Source organism: Frankia sp. AiPa1, assembly GCF_023243075.1.
Taxonomy (GTDB): Bacteria; Actinomycetota; Actinomycetes; order Frankiales; family Frankiaceae; genus Frankia.
In genome coordinates this window covers 129,819-152,158 of the sequence record NZ_JALKFZ020000001.1, presented here as the reverse complement: position 1 = coordinate 152,158, position 22,340 = coordinate 129,819, and the positions used below count along the sequence as shown (strand labels likewise).

The window sequence follows — 22,340 nt, the reverse complement described above, 5'->3', positions numbered from 1 at the left end:
CGGGGTCGGTCGGGCGCTGGGGAACAGTCCAGTGGTGAGGACAGCGGGTGGCAGCCGTCCCGATCCGTGCGTAAACCCACCGGCCGCAGTGTGCCGGCGGATCGCCGGCGCACACCCAACCCGGTGACCGATACGAACAGCTTGCAGCCGGTTGCGTCCGGCAGTGGCGAACGTGCCAACGAGGCATCGGAGGAACGGACCGGAGCGCGCCGCCAGGCCGATACCGGCGAGCGACGTCGGCGGGCCTCGGGTGCGGCTCACGCGGCAACCGGCCCCGGAGGGCGCCGGGCCGCACGGCTGCCGGGCGACACCACCGGCGGCCAGACCGGACCGCGGCGGCGCGCAGGTCGGGATGCGGCCCCGTCCGGTCCGTACGAACCGGCGGACCAGCTGGATCCCGCCTCGGTGGACCTCGACGACGAGCTGGGACCCGATGACCGGCTGGCCTGGCTTCGGCAGGGGTGGATCGGCCCGCTGGCGGTCGCCCTGGTCGTCGCTCTGCTCGCGGTCGGCGGATATGTCGTGCTGCGCGGGGACGGGGGCAGCGGGGGCACAGCGGCCGGCCCGTCGGCCAGCGCCGCCCCGGTTGTGCCCACCAACCCCGATGCGCTCACCGGCAAGGCCATGATCGACGGAGACTGGCAGTGTCGGCTGGTTACGGGTACGACGCCGCTGAAGCTGTCCGACACGGTGGTCGGGGTCCTGCGGGTGGAGCGGACCGCCGGCGCCTACAGCTGGGGCGGACAGGCCGGCCAGTACACGATTACCGCGGTGTCGGGCAACGACGGCGCGAACGTGATCGGCGAGGTGAAGTTCACCAGCGGCCCGCTTAAGGATCTCCAGGCCACGCACATCGCCAAGCCGGGCGGAGGAATCGGAGGCAGGGCGCAGGGCACGCTGGATCTCAAGGCGAGTGGATCGGCGCCGCACCGATTCTGCGGCGTGAACTGAGAACATTCGACCCTACGCTGACCGTAAGCAAAGGCGACAGTATGTCGGTTACACCCGATTAGAGTGATCGGGCGGCCCTCGTGACACCGGACCCCGGTTGTCGGGTTTAAACGGGGGTGCGGCAGGATCGGCTCATGCTCAGCTCTGACCGTGGTAAGGATGGCGATCGCGGCTCCGGATCCGTTGACCGGACGGCCATGCCTGGAGAGATGTCTGCGGGCCCGGCACGTGCGCCGGAGATCCCCTCCCTCGACCGGCGCCGCCTGCTGCGCTGGGCCGGGACCGCCGCCGTGGCCGCACCGGCCGCGGGGCTGCTTGCCGCCTGCGGCGGCTCGTCGTCGTCTTCGGGCGGTGCCCGCCATATCCGGATCGGCTATGTGCTGCCCCGTACCGGCGAGCTCGATGCCTACAGCTCCGTCGACGCGTTCGTCGTCCAACGGATGCGCACAGTGCTCGCCGATGGTATTAAGGTCGGCGGCCGTACGTACCCGGTCGATATCGTCGTGCGTGACTCCCAGTCGGACCGGCATCAGGCCGGCATCGCGACGACCGACCTGATCTACAAGGACAACGTCGATGTGGTCCTCGTCGGCGGCACCTCCGACACGGCGATTCCGGTCGCCGACCAGTGCGAGATCAACCAGGTTCCCTGCATCTCAAGTGTCGTCCCCTGGCAGGCGTGGTGGTACGGCCGTGGCGGCAATACCAACATGCCCTTCCACTGGACCTACCACTTTTATCCCGGTGTGGACGACATCGTTGCCGCCTACGTGGCGATGTGGAGCCAGCTGGGCATCACCAAAGTGGGGTTGGTGTACACCGACGACGATGATGGTCGTGCCTTCGCCAACAAGGACTTTGGCATTCCGCGGGCCCAGGACTACGGTTTCGAGGTGGTCTCGCCGGGCAACGGCTTCGTGAGTGGTACGTCGGACTTCGGCCAGTACCGCTCGGCCTTCGTGTCCAAGGGGGTCGAGGCTGTCTCCGGAATCCTGCGGACGACGGACTTCTACAACTTCCAGCGCGCGGTCCGCACCGACGGCTTCAGCCCGAAGGCGCTGACCTTCTCCAAGGCCCTCGACTTCCCGGAGGACGTGCTGAAGTTCGGGTCCACCGGTAACGGGCTCACCACGGAGATCGGTTGGTCCCCGAGCCATCCATACCGCAGCTCCCTGGAGAACCGCTCCGCCAAGGACCTGGCGAACGAGTTCATCCGCACCACCGGTCTCGGGTGGACGCCGGTGCTCGGTTTCGTCAACGCGTTGTTCGAGGTCGCCGTCAAAGCGCTGGGCAGCGCCGAGTCGCTGGAGCGGGAGGCTATCGTCGCGGCGATCCGTGAGGTCGACGCTCAGACGATCGTCGGCCCGGTGGCGTTCGGAACCCCGTCGAACGTGCCGAAGAACGTCGCGCGGGTCGCCGCGGTCGGTGGTCAGTGGGCGCAGATCAACAACGAACTCACCCTCCGGGTCGTGAACAACAGCCGCAACAGCCGGGTTCCGGCCGACGGGCAGTTGCAGGACCTGCCGTCCGGGCTGGCCTGAGCGGACGGCGGGCCGGGCCCCGCTCACCGGCGGGCTTGGGGCTGCGGCCGAGCCTTCCGTGGTGGCATCGGGGCTTGAAACGTCGCTGGCGGCTGGGAGCCGCTCGCTGCCCCCAGCCGCCAGCCCCGGCTCAGGCCCGCGCGGCCGCTCGTGACATCGTGTGCTCCACCACCGCGATCAGCGCACTCTTCGTCGAGTCACGGTTACGGGCGTCGCAGGTGATGATCGGCACGGTCGGGCTGATCTGCAGCGCCTCCCGGACGTCCTCGATGGAGTGCCGCAGGATGCCGTCAAAGCAGTTGACCCCGACGACGAACGGCAGCTGGCGCTGCTCGAAGTAGTCGACGGCGGCGAAGCAGTCGGCGAGCCGGCGGGTGTCGGCCAGGACGATGGCCCCGATGGCACCGCGGACGATGTCGTCCCACATGAACCAGAAGCGGTACTGCCCGGGTGTCCCGAACAGATAGAGGATCAGGTCCTCGTCGAGCGAGACACGGCCGAAGTCCATCGCGACCGTGGTCGTCGTCTTGTCCGCCAGGTGGGTCAGGTCATCGACATGCGCACCGGCCTCGGTCATGACGGCCTCGGTGCGCAGCGGGACGATCTCCGACACCGAGCCCACGAAGGTGGTCTTCCCGGCACCGAAGCCGCCCGCGACCACGATCTTGACCGAGGTCGTGGCGACGGAGGAGTTGATCCTCCTGTTGTCAGAGCTTTCGAAGGCCACTGAGAACCCTTTCGAGCAGCGCGAGATCCGGTGCCTCGTCGCGGTCAGGCTGCTGGTACACGCGGACTATGCGCTCGTCTGCCATATCGCCGACCAGCACGCGGGCCACTCCCAGAGGCACCCGGAGCCCGGCGGCGATCTCCGCGATGGATCGCACCTGCCGGCACATGGCGGCGATGGTCTGTTGCTCGATGTTGAGGCTGACGGCCCGTTCCTCGCCGAGAGACGTCGTGATGACGAGTGCCTCAATGGCGAGCTCATAACGTGACCGTGTTCGCCCGCCAGTCCTCGCGTAGGGCCGGACGACCGGACCCGGCGCGCTGTCGGGATCGATACTCACCCTGACTCCCCGTGCTTCCGCTCGTTCACCGCGGAAGCGTTCCCTGCAGCTCGGCACGCAGCGCCGGGGTCAGGACATCCTTCGCCCGGCTGACCAGCAGGGCCATCTCGTAGCCGACCAGCCCGATGTCGCAGGACGGCGCGGCGAGCACTGCCATGCTCGCCCCATCGCTGATCGCCATGATGAACAGGAAACCGTGCTCCATCTCGACGACTGTCTGCGTCACCGCCCCGGCCTCGAACACCCGGGCGGCGCCCTGGGTCAGGCTGACCAGCCCTGAGGCGACCGCGGCGAGCTGGTCGGCCCGGTCCCGGGGAAAGCCGTCCGAGACGGCCAGCAGCAGGCCGTCCGCGGACACCACCACGGTGTGGGCGACACCCGGCACGCGGTCGACAAAATTGTTGATCAACCAGTTGAGGTTCTGGGCATCAGAACTCACGGGTGTCACCGTTCCTCCTGCGCATCACGACGGGGGCTCCTCGCGGTGTCGACACCGACATCACGTCCCTGCCGGACGCCCTGGTAGAAGCTGGCCAGCCGGCCACCGACGGCTTCCGGGGACCGAGACGAGGTCTCGGTGGGACGCCGGCTTGGCGCGGATTCGGCGCTGCCGGGCACGAGATGGGTCATGGGAACTCGCACCGGTAGGCCCGAGCGGGTCACGCCACCGGAGGTCGGTCGGCGCAACGCCTCGGCTGCCTGCCAACCGGCGTCGCCGGGGGAACTCCAGTCCTCCCGGCCTGCGGGCTGCGCCGGCTGTGCCCCCACGTGCTGGGGACCTGTCGGCGGCCCACCCGCCTGGTATGCCCCGGACGCGGCCTGCGCCGCCACCGCGGGTTGCGGCTGGCTCTGGGGCGCACGGGCGGGGGGTACGCGGCGCCTCCACCACGGGGTCGTCCACGGGGGCTGGACGGGGCCCGGTGAGCGGGTCGCTGGCCGGACGCATCGGAACTCGGTGCCCGAAGGCACCGCCGATACCCGGTCGGGGGAGGGGAGCACTGGCCGCAAGGGGCTCCGGCGCCTGGTCCGGGATCTGCGGTGCCGGGATGGGAGGCGCCGGAACCGCTGTCGGACCGGTCGGGGCGGTGGCTGCCGTGACCGCGGTGGGTACGGCCGACGCCGCCCCCGCGGCGGTCACGACCGGGCCCGTCGTGACCGGGCGGGTCACGCTATGGCCAGGCCTGCCCGCCGCCGCGGCCCCGGCGGCGGGCGGAACCGGGCTGCGGCGCGGGTAACAGGCCGACACCGAATCGAAGATCGGCGACGTCTCGACGTCATCGATCTCGCCACCCGCTTCCGCGGTGGCCGCCACTGGCGCTTCCTGATCCTCCTCGGCCGGGATGCGATGCGGTCCGGTTCGTGGGCCGGTAGGTGCCTCTTGGCGCTCGGGCCCACGCGGGATGTCAGGTGCCTCGGCCGTGCTGGTTCGCTCGGCCCTCTCGGCGCCCCGCACACCCGTGGTGAGGTTCGCGGCATCCGGCCGCTCGCGGACGGACCGTCGCTCGAACGCACCCGGCCCCGGGTCGAGATCGTCCGCTCTGGGGCGGGTCGACCAGCGGCTGTCCCTGAAGGGCGTCTGATCTCTCGGTTCGTTCGAGCCCGGCTCACGCCGGGGCAGTCCACGCCGTTCGATCGTCTCGGTGTCGGGTGTCAGCCCGTCCGGATCGGGTCGGCCATCAGGCCCACCGCGGTCGATGATCCCACGCTGATCCTCGTCGTTCCCGGTGAAACCGGGCACGGTCGGTCCGGTGGGTGTCCTGTCGGTGGGGACAGTGCGAGGTCCGGTGAGTCCGGGACCGGCAGCAGGGCCAGGACCTGTGAGCTCAGGAGCGGTGAAGCCGGGCCCGGTGTGCCCAGGCCCGGTGCGGCCGGGCCCGCCGGTCCCGCGGGTGGCACCGGTCGCGCGGTCGCGAACATCCTCGATGCCGCGCTCGCGGGCCGGCCGCTCGTCCGTTGTGGTGCCGAACTCCTCGAGCCCGAGGCCTGGACGGCTCGGCAGCGGGTGTGGGCCAGTGCGGTCGGAGCCGGGCGGAATCGCCAACGGTCCGGTGAGCGGGAACGGGCCAGTCTTCGGGAACCGGTGCGTCCCGCTGGTGTCGTCGAACAGGCTTTGCGATCCGGTGGGGGCAACGGCCGGAGTGTGCCGGCCGTTGCCCGCCCCATTGGCTGTTCCCCCGGTTCCGGCTGGCAACGCGATCGTGCCGGGACCTGTGGCGGCCGGGTCGATGCCCGGCCGGCCGGCGTCGTCGCCCGCGGCGATGGCTGGGACCGTGGCGGGCCGGTTGAGCGCCGGTATCCGGCCTCCAGCGCCGCCGGCACCGTCCCCGGTGACGAGCCGGGCGGGAAGTCGCACCACCGCCGTGATCCCGCCGGAGGAGGATTCGCGCAGCTGCACGCGAATGCCGTGCCGGCCGGCCAGCCGACCGACGGCGAAAAGGCCCATCGTCCGGGAGACCGACACGTCAACGACCGGCGGGTTGGCCAGCCGTTCGTTGACCCGTTCAAGCTCCTTGGCGGGCATGCCGATGCCCTGGTCCTCGATCTCGATCATCGCGCCGGCGCCTGGCCCGAGCGAGTGGCTCGTCACCCGTACCTCGGTCACCGGTGGCGAGTACGAGGTGGCGTTCTCCAGCAGCTCCGCGACCAGGTGCACCACGTCGCTGACACCGTTGCCGGCGATGGAGACCGGCGCGGCCGAGGTCTGCTTCACCCGGGTGTACTGCTCCACCTCGGAGATGGCCGCGAGTACCACCTCGTTGAGCGGAACGGGGTGCGTCCAGCGCCGCGCGGTGTCGGTGCCGGCGAGCACCAGCAGGCTTTCGTTGTTTCGCCGCATTCGGGTGGCGAGGTGGTCGAGTTTGAACAGGTTGGACAGCTGGTCGGGATCCTGTTCGCGATTCTCCAGGTCGTCGATCAGGCGAAGCTGGCGTTCCACCAGCCCCTGGCTGCGTCGGGACAGGTTCACGAACATCGCGTTCACGTTGTTTCGCAGCGATGCCTGTTCGGAGGCCAGCCGGACCGCTTCGCGGTGGACCTCGTCGAAGGCCCGGGCGACGTCACCTACCTCCTCGTCGGTGTCGATACCGACGGGTTCGATGGCGTCGTCGAAGTTCTGGTCGGTGGAGTCGCGCAGTCGGCGCACGGCGTCGGGCAGGCGGCGGTCGGCGACGTCGAGCGCGGCGGTCCGCAGTGCCAGCAGCGGTCGTACCAGCGAACGCGCCACGATCAGCGCGGCCAGCAGCGCGGCCGCCAGGATGAGCACGACCAGCAGGCCGGCCAGCAGCGCCCGACGCTGGATGGTGCCGCGCAGGGTGTCGACCCGGCTGTCGACCACGTCGAGCATCCTGCTCGTCGCGTCGATGCTGATGTCGATGGATTCCTGACTGGAGCGGTTCCAGCTCTCCGACGCGATGTTCAGGGCCTGGCCGATGGGCGCGTTGAGGATTTGCTCGACGTAGTTTTCAGTCTTGTTGATGTCGCCGTCGCTGTCCGCGTCAACCGTCGGTTCGTAGAGGGCAAGCAGGGTGGAGCTCCTGATGTCCTCGATGCCGTCGTGGTCGCGGGAACGCTGGGTCTCGGCCGACAGGAACTCACGGAAATCCGACTCGAGGAACGGCGTGTCACTCTGCTGGATCAGCCGCAGTACGAGCGCCTGCTGCTCCGCCAGTAGTTCGGTCGCGGAGATCTGTAGATATGCCGCCCTGACGCCGTCGTTGAGTTGCTGGTCGTCATTCCCTTGCGGGATCAGCTGGAGCAGCTGGAGCAGTGAGTCGATGATCGGTTGATATGCGGTTCCGACGGCTCGCGGGTCGACCAGGCCCTGGATCGTCTGCCGCTTGGCTGGAAGCGCGTCCATCCGGTTGCGCACATCGTCAAGCGCGTTACGGGTCGTGGTTCCGAACGAGCCGCGCCGTCCGTCAGCCACCGACTTGTATGCCTGATAGGCATCATTTACTGCTGCCTTGCGTGCGGGGAGCGCGTCCGAGTTGCGAGAACCGATGTCACCACTTGCGACGAATCCGGTGGTGTACGTCCGCTCCATCTGGAGCGCCTGGACGAGAGTGATCGCGGACTTGCTGATCCGGGTGAGGTTGGAGATCCGGTTGACATCGCGGGTGTTGGTCAGCACCGAACCGGCCGCGATGGAGGAGTAGGCCACGATCGCGACGACCGGAACGATCAGGATCGCGATCAGCTTCGTCCGAACTCGCCAGTTCGTGGGGGTGGTGGCCATGTGGCGAAGCCGGCCGAAGCTCGACCCCGCGGGCCCTGGTGATGTCGGAGGGCGATCGTCATGCGGCCCTGCCGCGCCGTCCTCGCTGTCCACGGGTAGACCCTGGGCCGAGGACGGCTCTGAGTCTGCGGCGATGCCCGTGCTGCTGGCCATCGGTTGTCTGCGCACGTACCTTCGCAACCTCTCCGCCAGCCCCCCGGAACACGTCGTGCCGGAGGGCTCGGTATCGGGCCCGGATGTCCCTTGTCAAGCACCATAGCGGTACGAAGTCGTCATCCGAAAGGTGCCCACCGTAAGCCCGTTCGTGGCCGGGTGTCCGTTGTAACTGGAGTGCGCGCCGTGACCGTCCCGGTAACCAGGCGTACGACGCAACAACGTACGCCATCGGGCCGAGAGGCTTGTACTGGACAGAGGAGCCAACAGTGGAAAATCCGGCATCTCAGGCATCTACGACACCGGCTGTTCCGGTGTTCGGGCTTGCCCGCAGGGCATTGCACCTTTGGGGTATTGGCACTCTTGGGTGGTTGTGGGCACGATCGGGCGCCCCGTCGGGCCCCTTGGCCCGCGCCCCCCGAAGGTGGACGCGCATCCGTAGGCTGGCGCGGTGAGCGAGATACAGCGCGACGACGCTGGTCACAGCGTGAGACCGCGGCATGCCGATGCGGTGGCGAGTGGCGTACCCGCCCGCGGGCCGGCCCCGGTGCGTCCGGGCGCCGGGCGTCCGGGGTACGACACGGTCCTGGTGATCGATTTTGGTGCGCAGTACGCCCAGCTGATCGCCCGGCGGGTCCGAGAATGTCATGTGTACTCAGAGATCGTGCCGTGGCACATGCCGGTCGAGGAACTTCTCGCGCGCAGACCGTCCGCACTGATCCTTTCTGGTGGGCCGCGATCGGTGTACTCGCCCGGCGCGCCCCGGGTCGACCCGGCGCTGTTTGCGACCGGGCTGCCCATCCTCGGTATCTGCTATGGCCATCAGGTGATGGCCCAGACCCTCGCGGGCTCTGTGGCCCGGACCGGAACCGCCGAGTACGGATCGACCCGCCTGACGGTGACCGAGCCCGGTGTCCTGTTCGACGGCCTGCCCGTCGAGCAGCAGGTGTGGATGTCCCACAGTGACTCGGTGACCGAGGCGCCCCCTGGCTTCCGGGTGACGGCGTCGACCCCGTCGACCCCGGTCGCCGCGTTCGAGGACCCCGAACGGCGCCTGTACGGCGTCCAGTTCCACCCGGAGGTCCTGCACAGCGAGCGTGGCCTGGACGTGCTGCGGCACTTCCTGCACACGGGCGCCGGATGTCGACCGACCTGGACGATGGTCAACATCGTCGACGAGGCGGTGGCGGCCGTGCGGACCCGGGTCGGCACCAGCCGGCTGATCTGCGGCCTGTCCGGCGGAGTGGACTCCGCGGTGGCCGCGGCCGTCGTGCACCGGGCCGTCGGTGATGCCCTGACCTGTGTGTTCGTCGATCACGGCCTGTTGCGGGAGGGGGAGGCCGAACAGGTCGAGCGGGAGTTCGTCGCCTCGACGGGGGTGGAGCTCGTCCACGTCAAGGCGGCGGACCGGTTCGCCGCCGCGCTCGCCGGGGTCACCGAACCCGAACAGAAGCGGAAGATCATCGGTCGGGAGTTCATCCGGGTCTTCGAGGCGGCGGCCCGCGAGCTCGAGGCCCGAGCCGAGGCCGAGGGCGAGACGATCGACTATCTCGTCCAGGGCACGCTGTATCCCGACGTGATCGAGTCGGGCTCGGCTACCGCCGCTAAGATCAAGTCTCACCACAACGTCGGCGGCCTGCCGGATGATCTACAGTTTGGCCTGGTGGAGCCGCTGCGTGCCCTGTTCAAGGACGAGGTCCGCCACCTCGGGGAGGAGCTCGGCCTGCCCGAGGAGATTGTCTGGCGCCAACCGTTCCCCGGGCCGGGGCTCGCCGTGCGCATCATCGGCGAGGTCACCCCCGAGCGCCTGGACATCGTCCGCGCCGCCGATGCGGTGGTCCGGGACGAGATCCGTCGTGCCGGCCTCGACCGGGAGATCTGGCAGGTCTTCGCGGTGCTGCTCGCTGACGTGCGCTCCGTCGGCGTGCAGGGCGACGAGCGCACCTACGGCCATCCCGTCGTGCTGCGCGCCGTGACCAGCGAGGACGCGATGACCGCAGACTGGGCCCGGCTGCCGTACAACCTGCTCGAGCGGATCTCCAACCGGATCGTCAACGAGGTCGCCCAGGTCAACCGGGTTGTCTACGACATCACGTCGAAGCCGCCAGGCACCATCGAGTGGGAGTGACGCCGCCGTCTGGATCGTCCGTCGGGAGCCGGGACTCCGTTTGACGTCCCGGCCTCCGGCGAGCACCCTGGGAAGGTGACCGTGCAGCAGATGGCCATTACGTAGGCGCGCACCCGAGTACCGGGTCCGCGCGCCAAGCCCTTCCGTCTTTCGGCGGGGGGCTTTTTTGTTGCCGCGGCCACGGTGAGGTGGCCGCATCGCCACCGGAGAGGCCGCCATGACCGCACCAGCCGCCGACGACGAGCCAGCCTCCACCGTCCCGTCACCCACCCGGTCCACACCCCGGTCAGCGCCCCCGCCGCGTGGCTGCCGTGCGGGGCTGCGGGCGGCTGGGGCCGGGCGTGCGGTGGCTCCGCCGCGCGAGGGCCAGGCAGTGACTCGCCCTCGCGCGGTTGAGGCGGCCACGCTGCCGCCCGCGGCCGAGGTGCGGGGACCGACCGTAGCCGACGTGGCGCGTCTGGCCTCCGAGGTCGAGGCCGCGGCCCGGGTGCTGGGCGGTGTCGCCGCACGCACGCGGGTCGTGCGTGATGCCGATCTGTCCGCCGAGCTCGGCGTGCCGGTCTGGCTCAAGTGCGAGCAGGAGCAGCACACCGGCTCGTTCAAGCTGCGCGGCGCCTACCACCGGGTGGCGCTCGCCGACTCGCGGGCGCGGGCACGCGGGGTCGTCGCGGCCAGCGCCGGTAACCACGCCCAGGGGGTGGCGTACGCGGCGGCAGCCTTCGGCGTGCCGGCGACGATCTTCGTACCGGCGGGAGCCAACCCGGTCAAGGTCGCCCGGACCCGCCGGCTGGGGGCGCGGGTCGAGGAGGTCCCGGGCGGGGTGGAGGCGGCGTTGGCCGCCGCCGCGCGGTTCGCCGCCGAGGGGGGCCGGCTGCTCGTGCATCCCTTCGACGATCCGTCGGTGATCGCCGGGCAGGGCACGATCGGCCTGGAACTGCTCGACCAGGTGCCGGATGTGCGCACCGTTCTGGTCGGGGTCGGCGGTGGCGGACTGGTCAGCGGGCTTGCCGTGGCGCTGCGGGCGCGTCGGCCGGGCATCCGGGTGATCGGCGTCCAGTCGGAGCTGGCTCCCGCCTTCGCCACCGCCCTGCGCACGGGGCGCCGGCCACCCACCACGGACCTGCGCACGATCGCCGACGGTATGGCGGTGCGGGAGCCGGGCCGCCTCCCGCTCGCGCTCGCGCTCAGCCTGGTGGACGCCCGTAGTCTGGTGGACGACGTGGTGACTGTCGACGAGGACGCGTTCTGGTCGGCGATGGTGCGGCTGTACCGGTCCGGGCTTGTGGTGGAGCCCGCCGGGGCAGCCGCGGTCGCGGCGCTGCTGCGGCACGGCGAGCTGGCCGAGGGGACTACGGTGGCGGTCCTGTCCGGTGGCAATATCGATCCGGCCGTGGCCGCCCGGGTGGAGACGCTGGCCGCGACGCCCGGCAGAACGCGGACCACTGCCGGGACGGCCCGCCGGGTGAGGCCGGATCGTCACCCCCATAGGGTGGTCTGACGGGATGGTGCCGCGTGCCGCCCGGTTCGAGGTCGAACGGATGATCGAGGTTGCATGAGCACTCTGTTCGGTGAGCCCCGTGGTGCGGAGGCCGGCGGTCCCCCCGGTGCGGCCGCAGGCGTGCCCTACGACCTGTTCGGCCCCGCGGTACTCGCCCCGGCAGCCGGTGAGGAGTCCCCCGGCGGGTGGGGCGGGTCGCCCCGCCTCGACGCGGAGGGACTGCTGGACGGCCTCAACCCGCAGCAGCGGGCCGCGGTGGTCCACATCGGCGCGCCGCTGCTGGTGGTCGCTGGTGCGGGCTCTGGGAAGACCCGGGTGCTCACGCACCGGATCGCCTACCTGTTGGCGGCCCGCGGCGTACGGCCGGGGGAGATCCTGGCGATCACGTTCACGAACAAGGCCGCCGCCGAGATGCGCGAGCGGGTCAGCGCGCTCGTCGGCCCGCGGGCCCGGGCGATGTGGGTGAGCACGTTCCACTCGGCCTGCGTGCGCATCCTGCGCTCGGAGGCGAAGCGGCTGGGCTTCGGCTCCTCGTTCTCCATCTATGACGCCGCCGACGCGCAGCGCCTGATCGCCCTGGTCACCCGGGATCTCGACCTCGACCCCAAGCGGCATCCGGCCCGCGGCCTGGCAGCACAGATCAGCAACCTCAAAAACGAGCTGATCGACTGGGAGGTGGCCCGCGACCGGGCGACGAGCCACCCCGAGCGCACCGTGGCCGAGGTGTACGCCGCCTACCAGCAGCGCCTCGTGCAGGCGAACGCCCTCGACTTCGACGATCTCATCATGACGACGGTGAACCTGCTGCAGGCGTTCCCCGACGTCGCCGAGCACTACCGGCGCCGCTTCCGGCACGTCCTGGTGGACGAATACCAGGACACCAACCATGCCCAGTACGTCCTGGTGCGCGAACTCGTCGGCCAGCGGGCCCACGACCCCGCGTCCGACCGGCGGGCAGACGCGGCCTTCGGCCTCGCGCAGGGCAGCGGCTCGGCCCGCGGCGCCGGCCCGGACAGAACTTCGGACGGCGACGGACCTTCGGACGGCGACGGTGACGCGGCGGGCGGGACGGTCACCTGGCCCTCCGGGGCGGTGCCGCCAGGCGAGCTGTGCGTGGTCGGCGACGCCGACCAGTCGATCTACGCCTTCCGTGGGGCGAACATCCGCAACATCGTGGAGTTCGAGGAGGACTTCCCCGACGCCGCGGTGATCCTGCTGGAGCAGAACTACCGGTCGACCCAGACCATTCTGTCCGCCGCCAACGCGGTGATCGCCCGCAACGGTCAGCGCAAGGCCAAGCGGCTGTGGTCCGAGGCCGGTGACGGGGAGAAGATCGTCGGTTTCGTCGCCGACAACGAGCATGACGAGGCAGCCTTCGTTGCCGAGGAGGTCGACCGGCTCACCGACGCCGGGCTCGCCCGTCCGGCGGACACGGCGGTGTTCTATCGGACCAACGCGCAGAGCCGCGTCTTCGAGGAAATCTTCGTCCGGGTCGGGCTGCCCTACCGGGTGGTCGGCGGGGTGCGCTTCTACGAGCGGCGCGAGATCCGGGACCTGCTGGCCTACCTGCGGGTGCTGGCCAACCCGGCGGACACGGTCAACCTGCGGCGGATCCTGAACGTCCCGCGCCGCGGGATCGGGGATCGGGCGGAGGCGGCGCTGGCCGGTTTCGCCGAGGTCGAGCGGATCGGCTTCGGCGCGGCCCTCGAGCGGGTGACCGAGATCCCGGGCATCGCGGCCCGCTCGGCGAAGGCGGTGCGCGAGTTCGTCGCGCTGCTTGCCGGCCTGCGGGCGATGCAGGCCGAGGGCCCGGTCGCGCTGGTCGAGGCGGTGCTGGAGCGCACCGGCTACCTGTCCGAACTGCTCACCGAGGACACCGTCGAGTCTCAGGGCCGGGTGGAGAACCTGCAGGAGTTCGTCGGTGTCGTGCAGGAGTTCGTGGCGCGCGACCCCGAGGGCACCCTGGCGGGGTTCCTCGAGCAGGTCTCCCTGGTCGCGGATGCCGACCAGGTCCCCACCGACGACGGGTCCGACGGCGTCGTCACCCTCATGACCCTGCACAGCGCGAAGGGCCTCGAATTCCCCGTCGTCTTCCTCACCGGCCTCGAGGACGGGGTCTTCCCACATCTGCGCACCCTCGGTGATCCCACCCAGATGGAGGAGGAGCGCCGCCTCGCTTACGTCGGGGTCACCCGAGCCCGGGAGCGGCTCTATCTGACCCGCTCGGTGGTCCGCAGCGCATGGGGGCAGCCGGCCTACAATCCGCCGTCCCGCTTCCTCGGCGAGGTGCCGGACGCGCTCATCGACTGGCGCCGCCTTGCCGAAGCGGCTCCGCCGCCGGCCACCCGTACCTGGGGCGCGGGTTCGGGGGGCAGCGCTCTCGGTGGTGGATCCGGTGCGGCCGGGGGCACCGGCGGTGGCATGGGCGCCGGTGGCGGGACGGCGGCGCCCCGCCGGTCGCTGCCGAACTCGCCGTTCAACAACCGTTCCCGTCCGGCCGCGCGTCCCGTCGTCGAACTGCACCAGGGAGATCGGGTGACGCACGACAGCTTCGGTCTCGGCCTGGTGGTCTCCCTCGCCGGGATCGGCGACTCGATCGAGGCGACCATCGACTTCGGCGCCGAGGTCGGAACGAAGCGGCTCCTGCTGCGCTACGCCCCCGTCGAGAAGCTCTGACCGCGCCTGCCCGCGCCGGGGGCATCAGCGCGCGGTGGGAGCGGGCGCGTCGGGTGCGGATTCGGCGAGCCAGGTGGTGACCTGATGGGCCACCGCGCCGCTGAAGGCGAGGGACTGGTGGCCAAGGCCGGGCACGGTGAGGTTCACGACATCAAGATCGGGATGATGCACGGTCGCCTGCGCCGGCCGGACCACCGTGTCGAGTGCGGCCGCGACGGCGATGATCCTCGTCCGGCAGCCGGGTGCGGGCTCGGCGAGCTCCGCGATCAGCGACGAGTCCGGCCGGAGCTGGCGCAGCAGCGGATATGGCAGCGGCCGTGGCACCAGCTCGGCCAGCCGAGTGCCGCCGTGCGGGCTCGCGAGGGTGATCAGGGTGTCGACCTGACGGTCGCCGCCCATCCGCTGGACGTAGTACCGGGCGATCAGGCCGCCCAGCGAGTGGGCGATCACGTTGACGTGTCCGTCGTCGCCGGCGATCCGGGCCACCATCCGCGCCAGCACCCGCGCGCCGTCCTCGACGGATGCGGTGCGCAGGGGTAGCTGGACCGGCACCACCCGGCGAAAGCCCCGGCGACACAGGTGGCGCCGCAGCCTCGCGAAAACCGATCGGTTGTCGATCAGCCCGTGGACCAGGAGCACGGGTGTGGTGGCGGCGTCGGGTGCATGCACCCATAGGCCGCGTTCCAGCGGCGCGAGTCGCTGGAGGGCGTAGCCGCCGTCCAGGTCGGTGTCGCGGCGCCCGCGCAGCACACCCGTCGGGTACAGCGCCAGGTGGGTCATCAGGCAGGCGGCCTCGACGGCGAGCCCGCGGGCGCCGGTGCCCGCGCTGGTCGCGAGCAGGTTCGCGGTGATCGCCAGGCGGCGTCCTGGCAACCGGGACGAGCCCGGGTCCGGCTCCGCCCCAGCCAGGGTGCTGCCTCCCGTCCGGATCACTGCGGTCTGGCCCGCTTGTGCAGGTGCTGCCGATACCGGTGTCGGGCGCCCGGGAGCCAGGCGCGCTGGCGACGGCCAGGTCGGGGTGGAAGGACCGGGCACAGCGGGGGACGGGGCGTTGATGGCTGATCACTCTCCCTGCTTCGCGGCCTCTTCGGCGGCGGGTTCTGGTCGCCGGAGCGGTCGGACGGGCCCACCGCCGGGCGGACGCGGCGGGCACGGCGGGCACGGCGAACACGGCGGTCCACCGCCGGACTACCGGCTTGTGCCGATGTCGGACGAGCGTCCGGCATCGTCCGCACTCGTCCGACCCGTTCCGAGAAACGCAGAGAGATTACAGACTGTTACGTAGTTCTGTCGACCAGCGGGCCCATCGGAGCTGGCGGCGGGCGGTGGGTTCCTGCCCGTGCAGGCTTGTGAGCAGGGCGGTGGCAGCCCGGGTGAGCGTCTCCGGGTCGGTGTCGGCGAGCAGGTGATCGGCGAAGCCGAGCCGCACCAGCTCGGAGGGACGCAGCCCGGCGGCGTTGGCCGCCTGCTCGGCCGGGATCCGCAGGGTCGCGGCGGCACCTTCGGGGAATAGCGCCGTGAAATAGCTCAGTGGTGTCATGACGACCGTGTCGGCGACGGTCGCGGCGAGTGCCCCGCCGGAACCTCCCTCGCCGTGGACGATGGCCACGGTCGGCGAGGCACAGCCCAGCATCGCGGCCATCGCGTCCCCGATGGCCGCGGCGATGCCGGCGGACTCTGCCCGCGGCCCGCTGGCCGCACCCGGGGTGTCGACCAGGGTGATCAGACCGACGCCGAGCTTGTCCGCGAGCCGCGCCGCGCGTGACAACAGACGGTATCCATCCGGTCCTGGTGAGCTTCCACGGCTGGTCCCCAGTGCCACGACCACCGCGCGCCGCCCGCCTGCGGCCAGCAGGCCGGTTCGGGCGGTGACCAGGCGATCGGCGCAGGTCAGGTCGACGCCGTCCGGCACGAACGCGTGCAGCAGCTCGGTGCCGTGCGGGCGCGGGGCGGTTCTCGTCGCCAGCACCTGTTCCCAGCCCGATCGGGTTGCCGCCACGGTGCCGGTCGCCGTCGCGCGATGGGCTACCTCCACGGTGGGGCGCGCCGAACCCGGCGAGGACGGGGACGGGGGCGGGGGCGAGTACGGGGGTGACAGTGCGGTCAGGGCTCGGCGCAGCCAGTCGGTGACCGCCTCGGGGAGCAGGGCCGCGTCGACCAGGCCGGCCGCGGCCGCGGCGGTGGCGGTGTGGCTGTCCTGCGGGATCGGCTCGCCGGTCATGGCCGCGACCACCCGAGGGCCGGAGAAGCCGACGGTCGCGCCGTGCACCGCGAGGCGCAGGTCGCTGCGTGCGCCGATGGTGACCCAGACCCCGCCCGTCGTCGGCTGGTCCGCCACCGCGACGTGCCCGACCCCGGCCTCGTCCAGAGCCGCCAGTGCCAGTGCCACCCGGGGCAGGCCGACGAGGCCCGCGACGCCCTCCTGCAGGCGGGTGCCACCGCTGCGCAGGAACGACACCAGCGGACGGCGGGCCTTGAGCGCAGCGCTCGCCGCGGCGGCGAAACCTGCCGCGTCGGCCGCCCCGAAGCTTCCGCCGTGCACCGCGAAGTCCCACACGGCCACGACCGCCTCGACCCCCGCGATCGGGCCGGTTCCCCACCTAAGCGCCGGCCGTCCGTCGTAGTCCGGCCAGCCCAGGCGGTTGGTCGAACCGGCGGGCGCCGGGCTCAAGGTGATCCCGGTGAGCAGGGCGGTCCGCCAGTCGGGGGGCGTGGGTGGGGTGGCTCCGCTCGTACTGTCCATGTCCGCATCTTGCGGTTCGCCGGGGCGCGGCGGCCCGTGGGCAAGCCGCGGTGTCAGAGGACACGCCGCAGCGGGTCGCTCACGACAGGCATCGCGGGTGATGCTCGAGTGATCCGTGATGACGGATGGAAGGGGACGAATGTGACGTACTGTGCGTACCGTCGCCGAACGGCGATCCACATACGCTGTGGCTCACAGTCCCCTGCGCGGGCGGGCTCTCCCGTGGTGGTCCCGGCCCCGGTTACCCCGGCTGCGGCGGAGTGAGGAGAGCGATGCTCACACCGCTGCTGGAGGATGATCCCCGCCAGGTGGGGCCGTACCGGCTGCAGAACCGGATCGGGGCCGGTGGGATGGGGACGGTCTATCTCGGTTTCACCCCGGACCAGCGGGCCGTGGCCGTCAAGGTGGCCTCCGAGGACCTTGCCGAGGACGCCGAGTTCCGCAGCCGGTTCGAACGGGAGGTGCACGCTGCACTGCGTGTGCGGGGCAGCGCGGTGGCGGCCGTGCTCGACGCCGACACCGAGGCGGCGGCACCGTGGATGGTCACCGAGTACGTCGAGGGCATCAGTCTCGCGCAGGCCGTCCGTGCCCGCGGGCGGCTGGAGAACCATCTGGTCCGGGGGCTTGCCGTGGGGCTCGCCGACGCGCTGGTCGCCATTCATTCCGCGGGCGTCGTGCACCGTGACCTCAAGCCGTCCAACATCCTGCTGGCCTGGGACGGCCCGAAGGTGATCGACTTCGGGGTCGCCCACCTGACCGACAGCAGCACGCTGACCCGCACCGGCCACGTGATCGGGACGTTGGCCTGGATGTCGCCCGAGCAGATGCGCGGGGAGTCATCCGGACCGTCGTCGGATGTCTTCGCCTGGGCGAACTGCGTGACGTACGCGGCTACCGGACGGCATCCTTTCCACGCCGACTCGCCCGACAAGCTCGCCCTGCGGGTCCAGCGGGACCGCCCGGATCTTGACGCACTGCCGGCCTACCTGCACACCGTGGTCGACCGATCGCTGTCGAAGGACCCCGCACGGCGGCCGACCGCATCCGCGTTGCTCGCGGCGCTGGTCGGGCGCACCTCGGTGGAGGGTGTCACCGAGGCCGACGCGGTGGCCGGTGACTTCCTCGAACGAACCTGGACCGGGACCGGCCAGGTACCCGGTGAGAGCGTCACCGTGCTGCCCGGCGCCGGTGCCGCCACCGGTGCCCGGCCCGGCGGCCCGGCTCCCGGCGCGGTCGGCGCGGTCGGCGCGGTCGGGCAGGACTCGGGCGGGCAGGACTCGGGCGGGCACGGGGCGGGGCGGGAACGCTCCGGTGCGGCCAGGGGCGGTCGCGGCGTAACTCCAGACCGGCAGGTCTCCGGCTGGTCGCCGCCGGCGGCGGGTGCCGCTCCCCTGCCGGGGCCGTGGCCGGTCGGTGCGCCCCCCCCGGCCTCGGCGTTCCGTCCCTCCGTGCCACCGCCTATCCCGCCGCCGCTGCCCAGCTTCCGCCTGACTCCGCTGCCCCCGGTCGCGCCGGCTCCGCCCCGCCCGCTGCCGCCGTCTCGATCCGGCGCTGTCGGGCCGGGATCCCTGGGGCCGGCGGGGGCCGGGTCGGTCGCAGGCGGCGGCGGTGGCCCGGCGGCGCCATCCCGGTCGCCGCACACGCCGCGGTCGCCACAGCGGCCGTCGTCCTCATCCCGTTCGCCGTCGCCGCCGTCGCCACCTGTGGTGTCGCCATGGACCTACGACGAGGACGATCCGGATCCGCGGGCGCCGGTGCGTGCCCGGCCCGCGCCGCAGCGCAGCCCCATCGCGGGTGAGGACGCCTGGCTGGAGGAACGAGAACGGCGTCCGCGCGGCCGGCCGGCGGCGGCCCGGTCCGAGGAGACGATCCGCCCGCCCGATCCCACCCCACGGTCGCGTCCGCCGCGCCCAACGGAGTTCGGCGAATCCGGGGCGTCCGGCAGGTTCGCGACGCCCGCTGGGCCGTCGGAGACCGCCTCCTCGGGCTCGACGCCAGCGGTTGGCCAGCCCTCCGACCTGACGCCCTCGCCGCCGCCCAGCCTGCCGCTGGACGGACCGGCTCCTCATCCGTCGGACGAGCCTGGCCAGCCCTCTTCGATCCAGCCGGCCCAGCCCCGGTCGAGTCAGCTGCCCCCGCGGCTGCCGGTCCGGGCGCCCGCACGAGCTCCGGTACCGGCTCGGATCCCGCCGCCAGGGGAGATCCGAGCAGTGCCGTCGAGACCGTCTTCGGCGTGGTTGCCAACACCGGTGCCGTTGCCACTGCCAGCACCGCCGGTACGGGCGTCGTTGCCGGCGCCACCGGTCCACCCGTCCCAGGGCCAGACGCCGCACCCGGTCCCGACGGCCGGCGCCAGCCCGCTCGTTGACCTCCGATCCGGTGAGGTCCGAGCCGGCGGGCCGAGCCCGCACCATGATCGCCCCGATGCCGGGACAGCGGGTGGGGCGCAGCGGCGGTTTCCACCCACGAAGCCGGCCGAGCGGGGGCTCAACGGCCGTGCCCTGCTCTCGGTGGTGCTCGCCCTGGGCTGGCTGTTCGGGTTGGGCAGCGTGGCCGCGGTCGTCCTCGGCCGGGTGGCCCGAGCGCAGATCCGCCAGCACAACCAGCGGGGGCAGCGACTCGCCACCGTCGGGATCGGACTGGGCTGGACCGGAATCGGGCTGACGGCGACCAGTCTGCTGGTCGTTCTCGCCCTGCGCTGAATTGCCTTGAGCGTCGCGCGGAAACGTTCGAGGCCGACCACGATCGGTGTTGTTCTACTGTGATTTCTGGCATATCACATCCGCGTAGTGTCGTGATCTCCGACACCAGGAATCGCCCTCGCGTGCCCGCTGGTCACGCTGAGCGTCGCGAAATCAGGGCCGGGCCGGGCCGGGGAGCGGGCGCCGGCCGGGCCGTCGGCGTCAGGCTCTCCTCTCATTTGTCCCGTATCGCGGGGTCTGACGTGGACTCGGAGCCGGCCAGGCCGTGGAACTGGCCCGATCGTGGTCAGCCGCCCGGACCGGCCGGCCGTGCGTGGTGGAGCCGTCGTGGCGGTGGCGGCAACGCAGCGCGTGACGCGCGCCCCAACCAGCTCGTCAGTAGGCTCGCAGGCGTTCTGTGCAGCCCTACGCAGCCCTACGCAGCCCTACGCAACCCACCCCGTAACGACCGCATCCGACTGGACGGACCGTGGATCTTTTCGAATACCAGGCGAAGAAGTTGTTCGCCGAACATGGCGTTCCGGTACCCACCGGGAAGACCGCGACCACTCCCGAGGAGGCTCGCGCGATCGCCACCGAGCTCGGCGGCAAGGTGGTCGTCAAGGCACAGGTCAAGGCCGGCGGCCGAGGCAAGGCCGGCGGCGTCAAGGTGGCCGACGGACCGGACGACGCCTTCGCGAAGGCGACGGCGATTCTCGGGATGGACATCAAGGGCCACACGGTCCACTCGGTGCTCGTCGAGGAGGCCAGCAACATCGCGGAGGAGTACTACGCCTCCTTCCTGCTGGACCGGGCCAACCGCACCTTCCTCGCCATGGCCTCCCGCGAGGGTGGCATGGAGATCGAGGAAGTGGCCGCCACCAAGCCCGAGGCGCTGGCCCGCATCCTCATCGACCCACTGGCCGGCGTCGACGCGGCCAAGGCACGGGAGATCGCGGTGGCCGCGAAGCTTCCCGAGGCCGCGATCGAGGGCGCGACCGAGCTGCTCGCCAAGCTGTGGACCGTCTTCGTGAAGTCGGACGCCACCCTGGTCGAGGTCAATCCCCTCATCCTGACCGCGGACGGCCGGGTCGTCGCGCTCGACGGCAAGGTCAGCCTGGATGAGAACGCCGACTTCCGCCACCCCGAGCACGAGGCGTTCGTCGACGTCTCCGCGGTCGACCCGCTCGAGCAGAAGGCCAAGGAGAAGGGCCTCAACTACGTCAAGCTCGAGGGCGAGGTCGGGATCATCGGAAACGGAGCCGGCCTGGTCATGTCGACGTTGGACGTGGTCACCTACGCCGGCGAGGAGTTCGGCGGCAAGCGGCCGGCGAACTTCCTCGACATCGGTGGCGGCGCCTCCGCCGAGGTGATGGCGAACGGTCTGTCCATCATTCTGGGTGACCCGTCGGTGAAGAGCGTCTTCGTCAACATCTTCGGTGGCATCACCGCCTGTGACGCGGTGGCCAACGGCATCATCCAGGCCCTCGACATCGTCGGGAACGTCACCACCCCGCTGGTGGTCCGCCTGGACGGCAACAACGCCGAGGAGGGCCGCCGCATCCTCGCGGAGGCGAACCTGCCGGTGGTCAAGCCGGTCGACACGATGGACGGCGCGGCGAAGCTCGCCGCCCAGCTCGCCGCGGCCGCGGCCTGACGAGCGCGAAGGGATTGCGAACCGATGGCTATCTGGCTTGACGAGAACAGCCGGATCGTGGTGCAGGGCATCACCGGCTCGGAGGGCACCAAGCACACCAGGCGGATGCTCGCATCCGGCGCGAAGGTCGTCGCGGGCGTCAACGCTCGCAAGGCCGGCCAGAAGGTCGACGACGTGCCGGTGTTCGGCTCCGTCACCGACGCGATCGCGCAGACCGGTGCGAACGTCTCGGTGATCTTCGTGCCGCCGAAGTTCACCAAGGACGCGGCGATCGAGGCGGTGGACGCCGCGATCCCGCTCGCGGTGGTCATCACCGAGGGCGTGCCGATCCACGACACCACCGAGTTCTTCGCGTACAGCCAGTCGAAGGGCACGACCCGGATCATCGGGCCGAACTGTCCCGGCATCGCGAGCCCCGGCGTCTCCAACGCCGGCATCATCCCGGCCGACATCACCCCGGGCGGGCGCATCGGCCTGGTCAGCAAGAGCGGCACGCTGACCTATCAGATGATGTACGAGCTGCGCGAGTTCGGCTTCTCCACCTGCGTGGGCATCGGCGGTGACCCGGTCATCGGCACCACCCACATCGATGCCCTCGACGCCTTCCAGGCCGACCCGGGCACCGACGCGATCGTCATGATCGGTGAGATCGGCGGTGACGCCGAGGAGCGCGCGGCGGCGCACATCGAGGCGCACGTGAGCAAGCCGGTCGTCGGCTACGTCGCCGGCTTCACCGCGCCCGAGGGCAAGACGATGGGCCACGCGGGCGCCATCGTGTCCGGTTCGTCCGGTACGGCCCAGGCGAAGAAGGAAGCCCTGGAGAAGGCCGGTGTGCGGGTGGGTAAGACCCCGTCCGAGACCGCCCGCCTGATGGCTGACATCATGCGGTCGTTGTAGATCAGACCGTCTGATGGGTTCCGCGTGCGGTACCCATCGTCGGACGGTCGAGGAGTCGCCTGGTTGACGGGGATGAGGGAGGCACACCGCTTCCCTCATCCCCGCACTGCTGCG

Annotated in this window: 14 protein-coding genes; 8 read left to right on the top strand and 6 right to left on the bottom strand. The window is 71.2% G+C overall.

Going from position 1 to position 22,340, the window contains the following annotated elements:
• Positions 1–141: 141 nt before the first annotated feature.
• Positions 142–951 carry a hypothetical protein gene (locus MXD95_RS00560; RefSeq protein ID WP_250638487.1) on the top strand — a complete coding sequence of 270 codons (810 nt, stop codon included), beginning with the start codon at positions 142–144 and terminating at the stop codon, positions 949–951.
• 134 nt (positions 952–1,085) lie between these two features.
• The gene (locus MXD95_RS00555; RefSeq protein WP_250638486.1) at positions 1,086–2,492 is read left to right on the top strand and encodes an ABC transporter substrate-binding protein; all 1,407 of its coding nucleotides are present in this window, start codon (positions 1,086–1,088) and stop codon (positions 2,490–2,492) included.
• A gap of 130 nt (positions 2,493–2,622) precedes the next feature.
• Here the strand turns inward: MXD95_RS00555 and MXD95_RS00550 are convergent, their stop codons facing one another.
• From MXD95_RS00550 to MXD95_RS28365, 4 genes are read right to left on the bottom strand one after another with little or no spacing between them, the layout of a single operon-like run.
• Positions 2,623–3,219 carry a GTP-binding protein gene (locus tag MXD95_RS00550; RefSeq protein ID WP_250638485.1) on the bottom strand — a complete coding sequence of 199 codons (597 nt, stop codon included), beginning with the start codon at positions 3,217–3,219 and terminating at the stop codon, positions 2,623–2,625.
• The gene (locus MXD95_RS00545; protein WP_250638484.1) at positions 3,200–3,559 is read right to left on the bottom strand and encodes a DUF742 domain-containing protein; all 360 of its coding nucleotides are present in this window, start codon (positions 3,557–3,559) and stop codon (positions 3,200–3,202) included. The genes MXD95_RS00550 and MXD95_RS00545 overlap by 20 nt, the downstream gene beginning before the upstream one ends.
• A gap of 25 nt (positions 3,560–3,584) precedes the next feature.
• Positions 3,585–4,007: a roadblock/LC7 domain-containing protein gene (locus MXD95_RS00540; protein ID WP_248820579.1), complete on the bottom strand. Its 423-nt coding sequence runs from the start codon at positions 4,005–4,007 to the stop codon at positions 3,585–3,587.
• Positions 4,008–4,058: 51 nt separating this feature from the next.
• Entirely contained in the window at positions 4,059–7,793 is a 3,735-nt protein-coding gene (locus MXD95_RS28365; RefSeq protein ID WP_285223465.1) for a sensor histidine kinase, read from the bottom strand.
• 700 nt (positions 7,794–8,493) lie between these two features.
• On the opposite strand from MXD95_RS28365, the gene guaA reads away from it, so the two are divergent.
• The 3 genes from guaA to pcrA all read left to right on the top strand — a co-directional run bounded on the left by guaA (position 8,494) and on the right by pcrA (position 14,248).
• Complete coding sequence (gene guaA / locus MXD95_RS00525) at positions 8,494–10,074, top strand: glutamine-hydrolyzing GMP synthase (protein ID WP_250638624.1); 1,581 nt, start codon at positions 8,494–8,496, stop codon at positions 10,072–10,074.
• A gap of 373 nt (positions 10,075–10,447) precedes the next feature.
• Complete coding sequence (locus MXD95_RS00520; protein ID WP_374121927.1) at positions 10,448–11,572, top strand: pyridoxal-phosphate dependent enzyme; 1,125 nt, start codon at positions 10,448–10,450, stop codon at positions 11,570–11,572.
• A gap of 54 nt (positions 11,573–11,626) precedes the next feature.
• The gene (gene pcrA, locus MXD95_RS00515; protein ID WP_250638483.1) at positions 11,627–14,248 is read left to right on the top strand and encodes a DNA helicase PcrA; all 2,622 of its coding nucleotides are present in this window, start codon (positions 11,627–11,629) and stop codon (positions 14,246–14,248) included.
• A 24-nt stretch (positions 14,249–14,272) separates the two neighbouring features.
• Here pcrA and MXD95_RS00510 read toward each other — a convergent pair whose 3' ends face one another.
• Together MXD95_RS00510 and MXD95_RS00505 are read right to left on the bottom strand one after the other, a co-directional pair.
• The gene (locus MXD95_RS00510; protein ID WP_250638482.1) at positions 14,273–15,181 is read right to left on the bottom strand and encodes an esterase/lipase family protein; all 909 of its coding nucleotides are present in this window, start codon (positions 15,179–15,181) and stop codon (positions 14,273–14,275) included.
• Positions 15,182–15,515: 334 nt separating this feature from the next.
• Complete coding sequence (locus tag MXD95_RS00505) at positions 15,516–16,991, bottom strand: carboxyl transferase domain-containing protein (RefSeq protein ID WP_250638481.1); 1,476 nt, start codon at positions 16,989–16,991, stop codon at positions 15,516–15,518.
• A 272-nt stretch (positions 16,992–17,263) separates the two neighbouring features.
• Between MXD95_RS00505 and MXD95_RS00500 the strand changes: the two genes are divergently transcribed.
• The 3 genes from MXD95_RS00500 (at position 17,264) to sucD (ending at position 22,226) form a co-directional block, all read left to right on the top strand.
• Positions 17,264–19,693, top strand: coding sequence for a protein kinase domain-containing protein (locus MXD95_RS00500; RefSeq protein ID WP_250638480.1), 2,430 nt, complete (start codon positions 17,264–17,266; stop codon positions 19,691–19,693).
• 469 nt (positions 19,694–20,162) lie between these two features.
• Positions 20,163–21,329 carry an ADP-forming succinate--CoA ligase subunit beta gene (sucC, locus tag MXD95_RS00495; RefSeq protein WP_250638479.1) on the top strand — a complete coding sequence of 389 codons (1,167 nt, stop codon included), beginning with the start codon at positions 20,163–20,165 and terminating at the stop codon, positions 21,327–21,329.
• Between the two features lie 24 nt (positions 21,330–21,353).
• A complete protein-coding gene (sucD, locus tag MXD95_RS00490) occupies positions 21,354–22,226 on the top strand; it encodes a succinate--CoA ligase subunit alpha (RefSeq protein WP_250638478.1) in 873 nt (290 codons plus the stop codon).
• Positions 22,227–22,340 lie beyond the last annotated feature (114 nt).

Excerpts from the sequence above, each read along its gene's own strand:
- pcrA (WP_250638483.1), top strand. The coding sequence starts at position 11,627 with ATGAGCACTCTGTTCGGTGAGCCCCGTGGTGCGGAGGCCGGCGGTCCC.
- MXD95_RS28365 (WP_285223465.1), bottom strand. The coding sequence starts at position 7,793 with ATGGCCACCACCCCCACGAACTGGCGAGTTCGGACGAAGCTGATCGCG.
- MXD95_RS00505 (WP_250638481.1), bottom strand. The coding sequence starts at position 16,991 with ATGGACAGTACGAGCGGAGCCACCCCACCCACGCCCCCCGACTGGCGG.
- sucD (WP_250638478.1), top strand. The coding sequence starts at position 21,354 with ATGGCTATCTGGCTTGACGAGAACAGCCGGATCGTGGTGCAGGGCATC.
- MXD95_RS00500 (WP_250638480.1), top strand. The coding sequence starts at position 17,264 with ATGCTCACACCGCTGCTGGAGGATGATCCCCGCCAGGTGGGGCCGTAC.
- MXD95_RS00555 (WP_250638486.1), top strand. The coding sequence starts at position 1,086 with ATGCTCAGCTCTGACCGTGGTAAGGATGGCGATCGCGGCTCCGGATCC.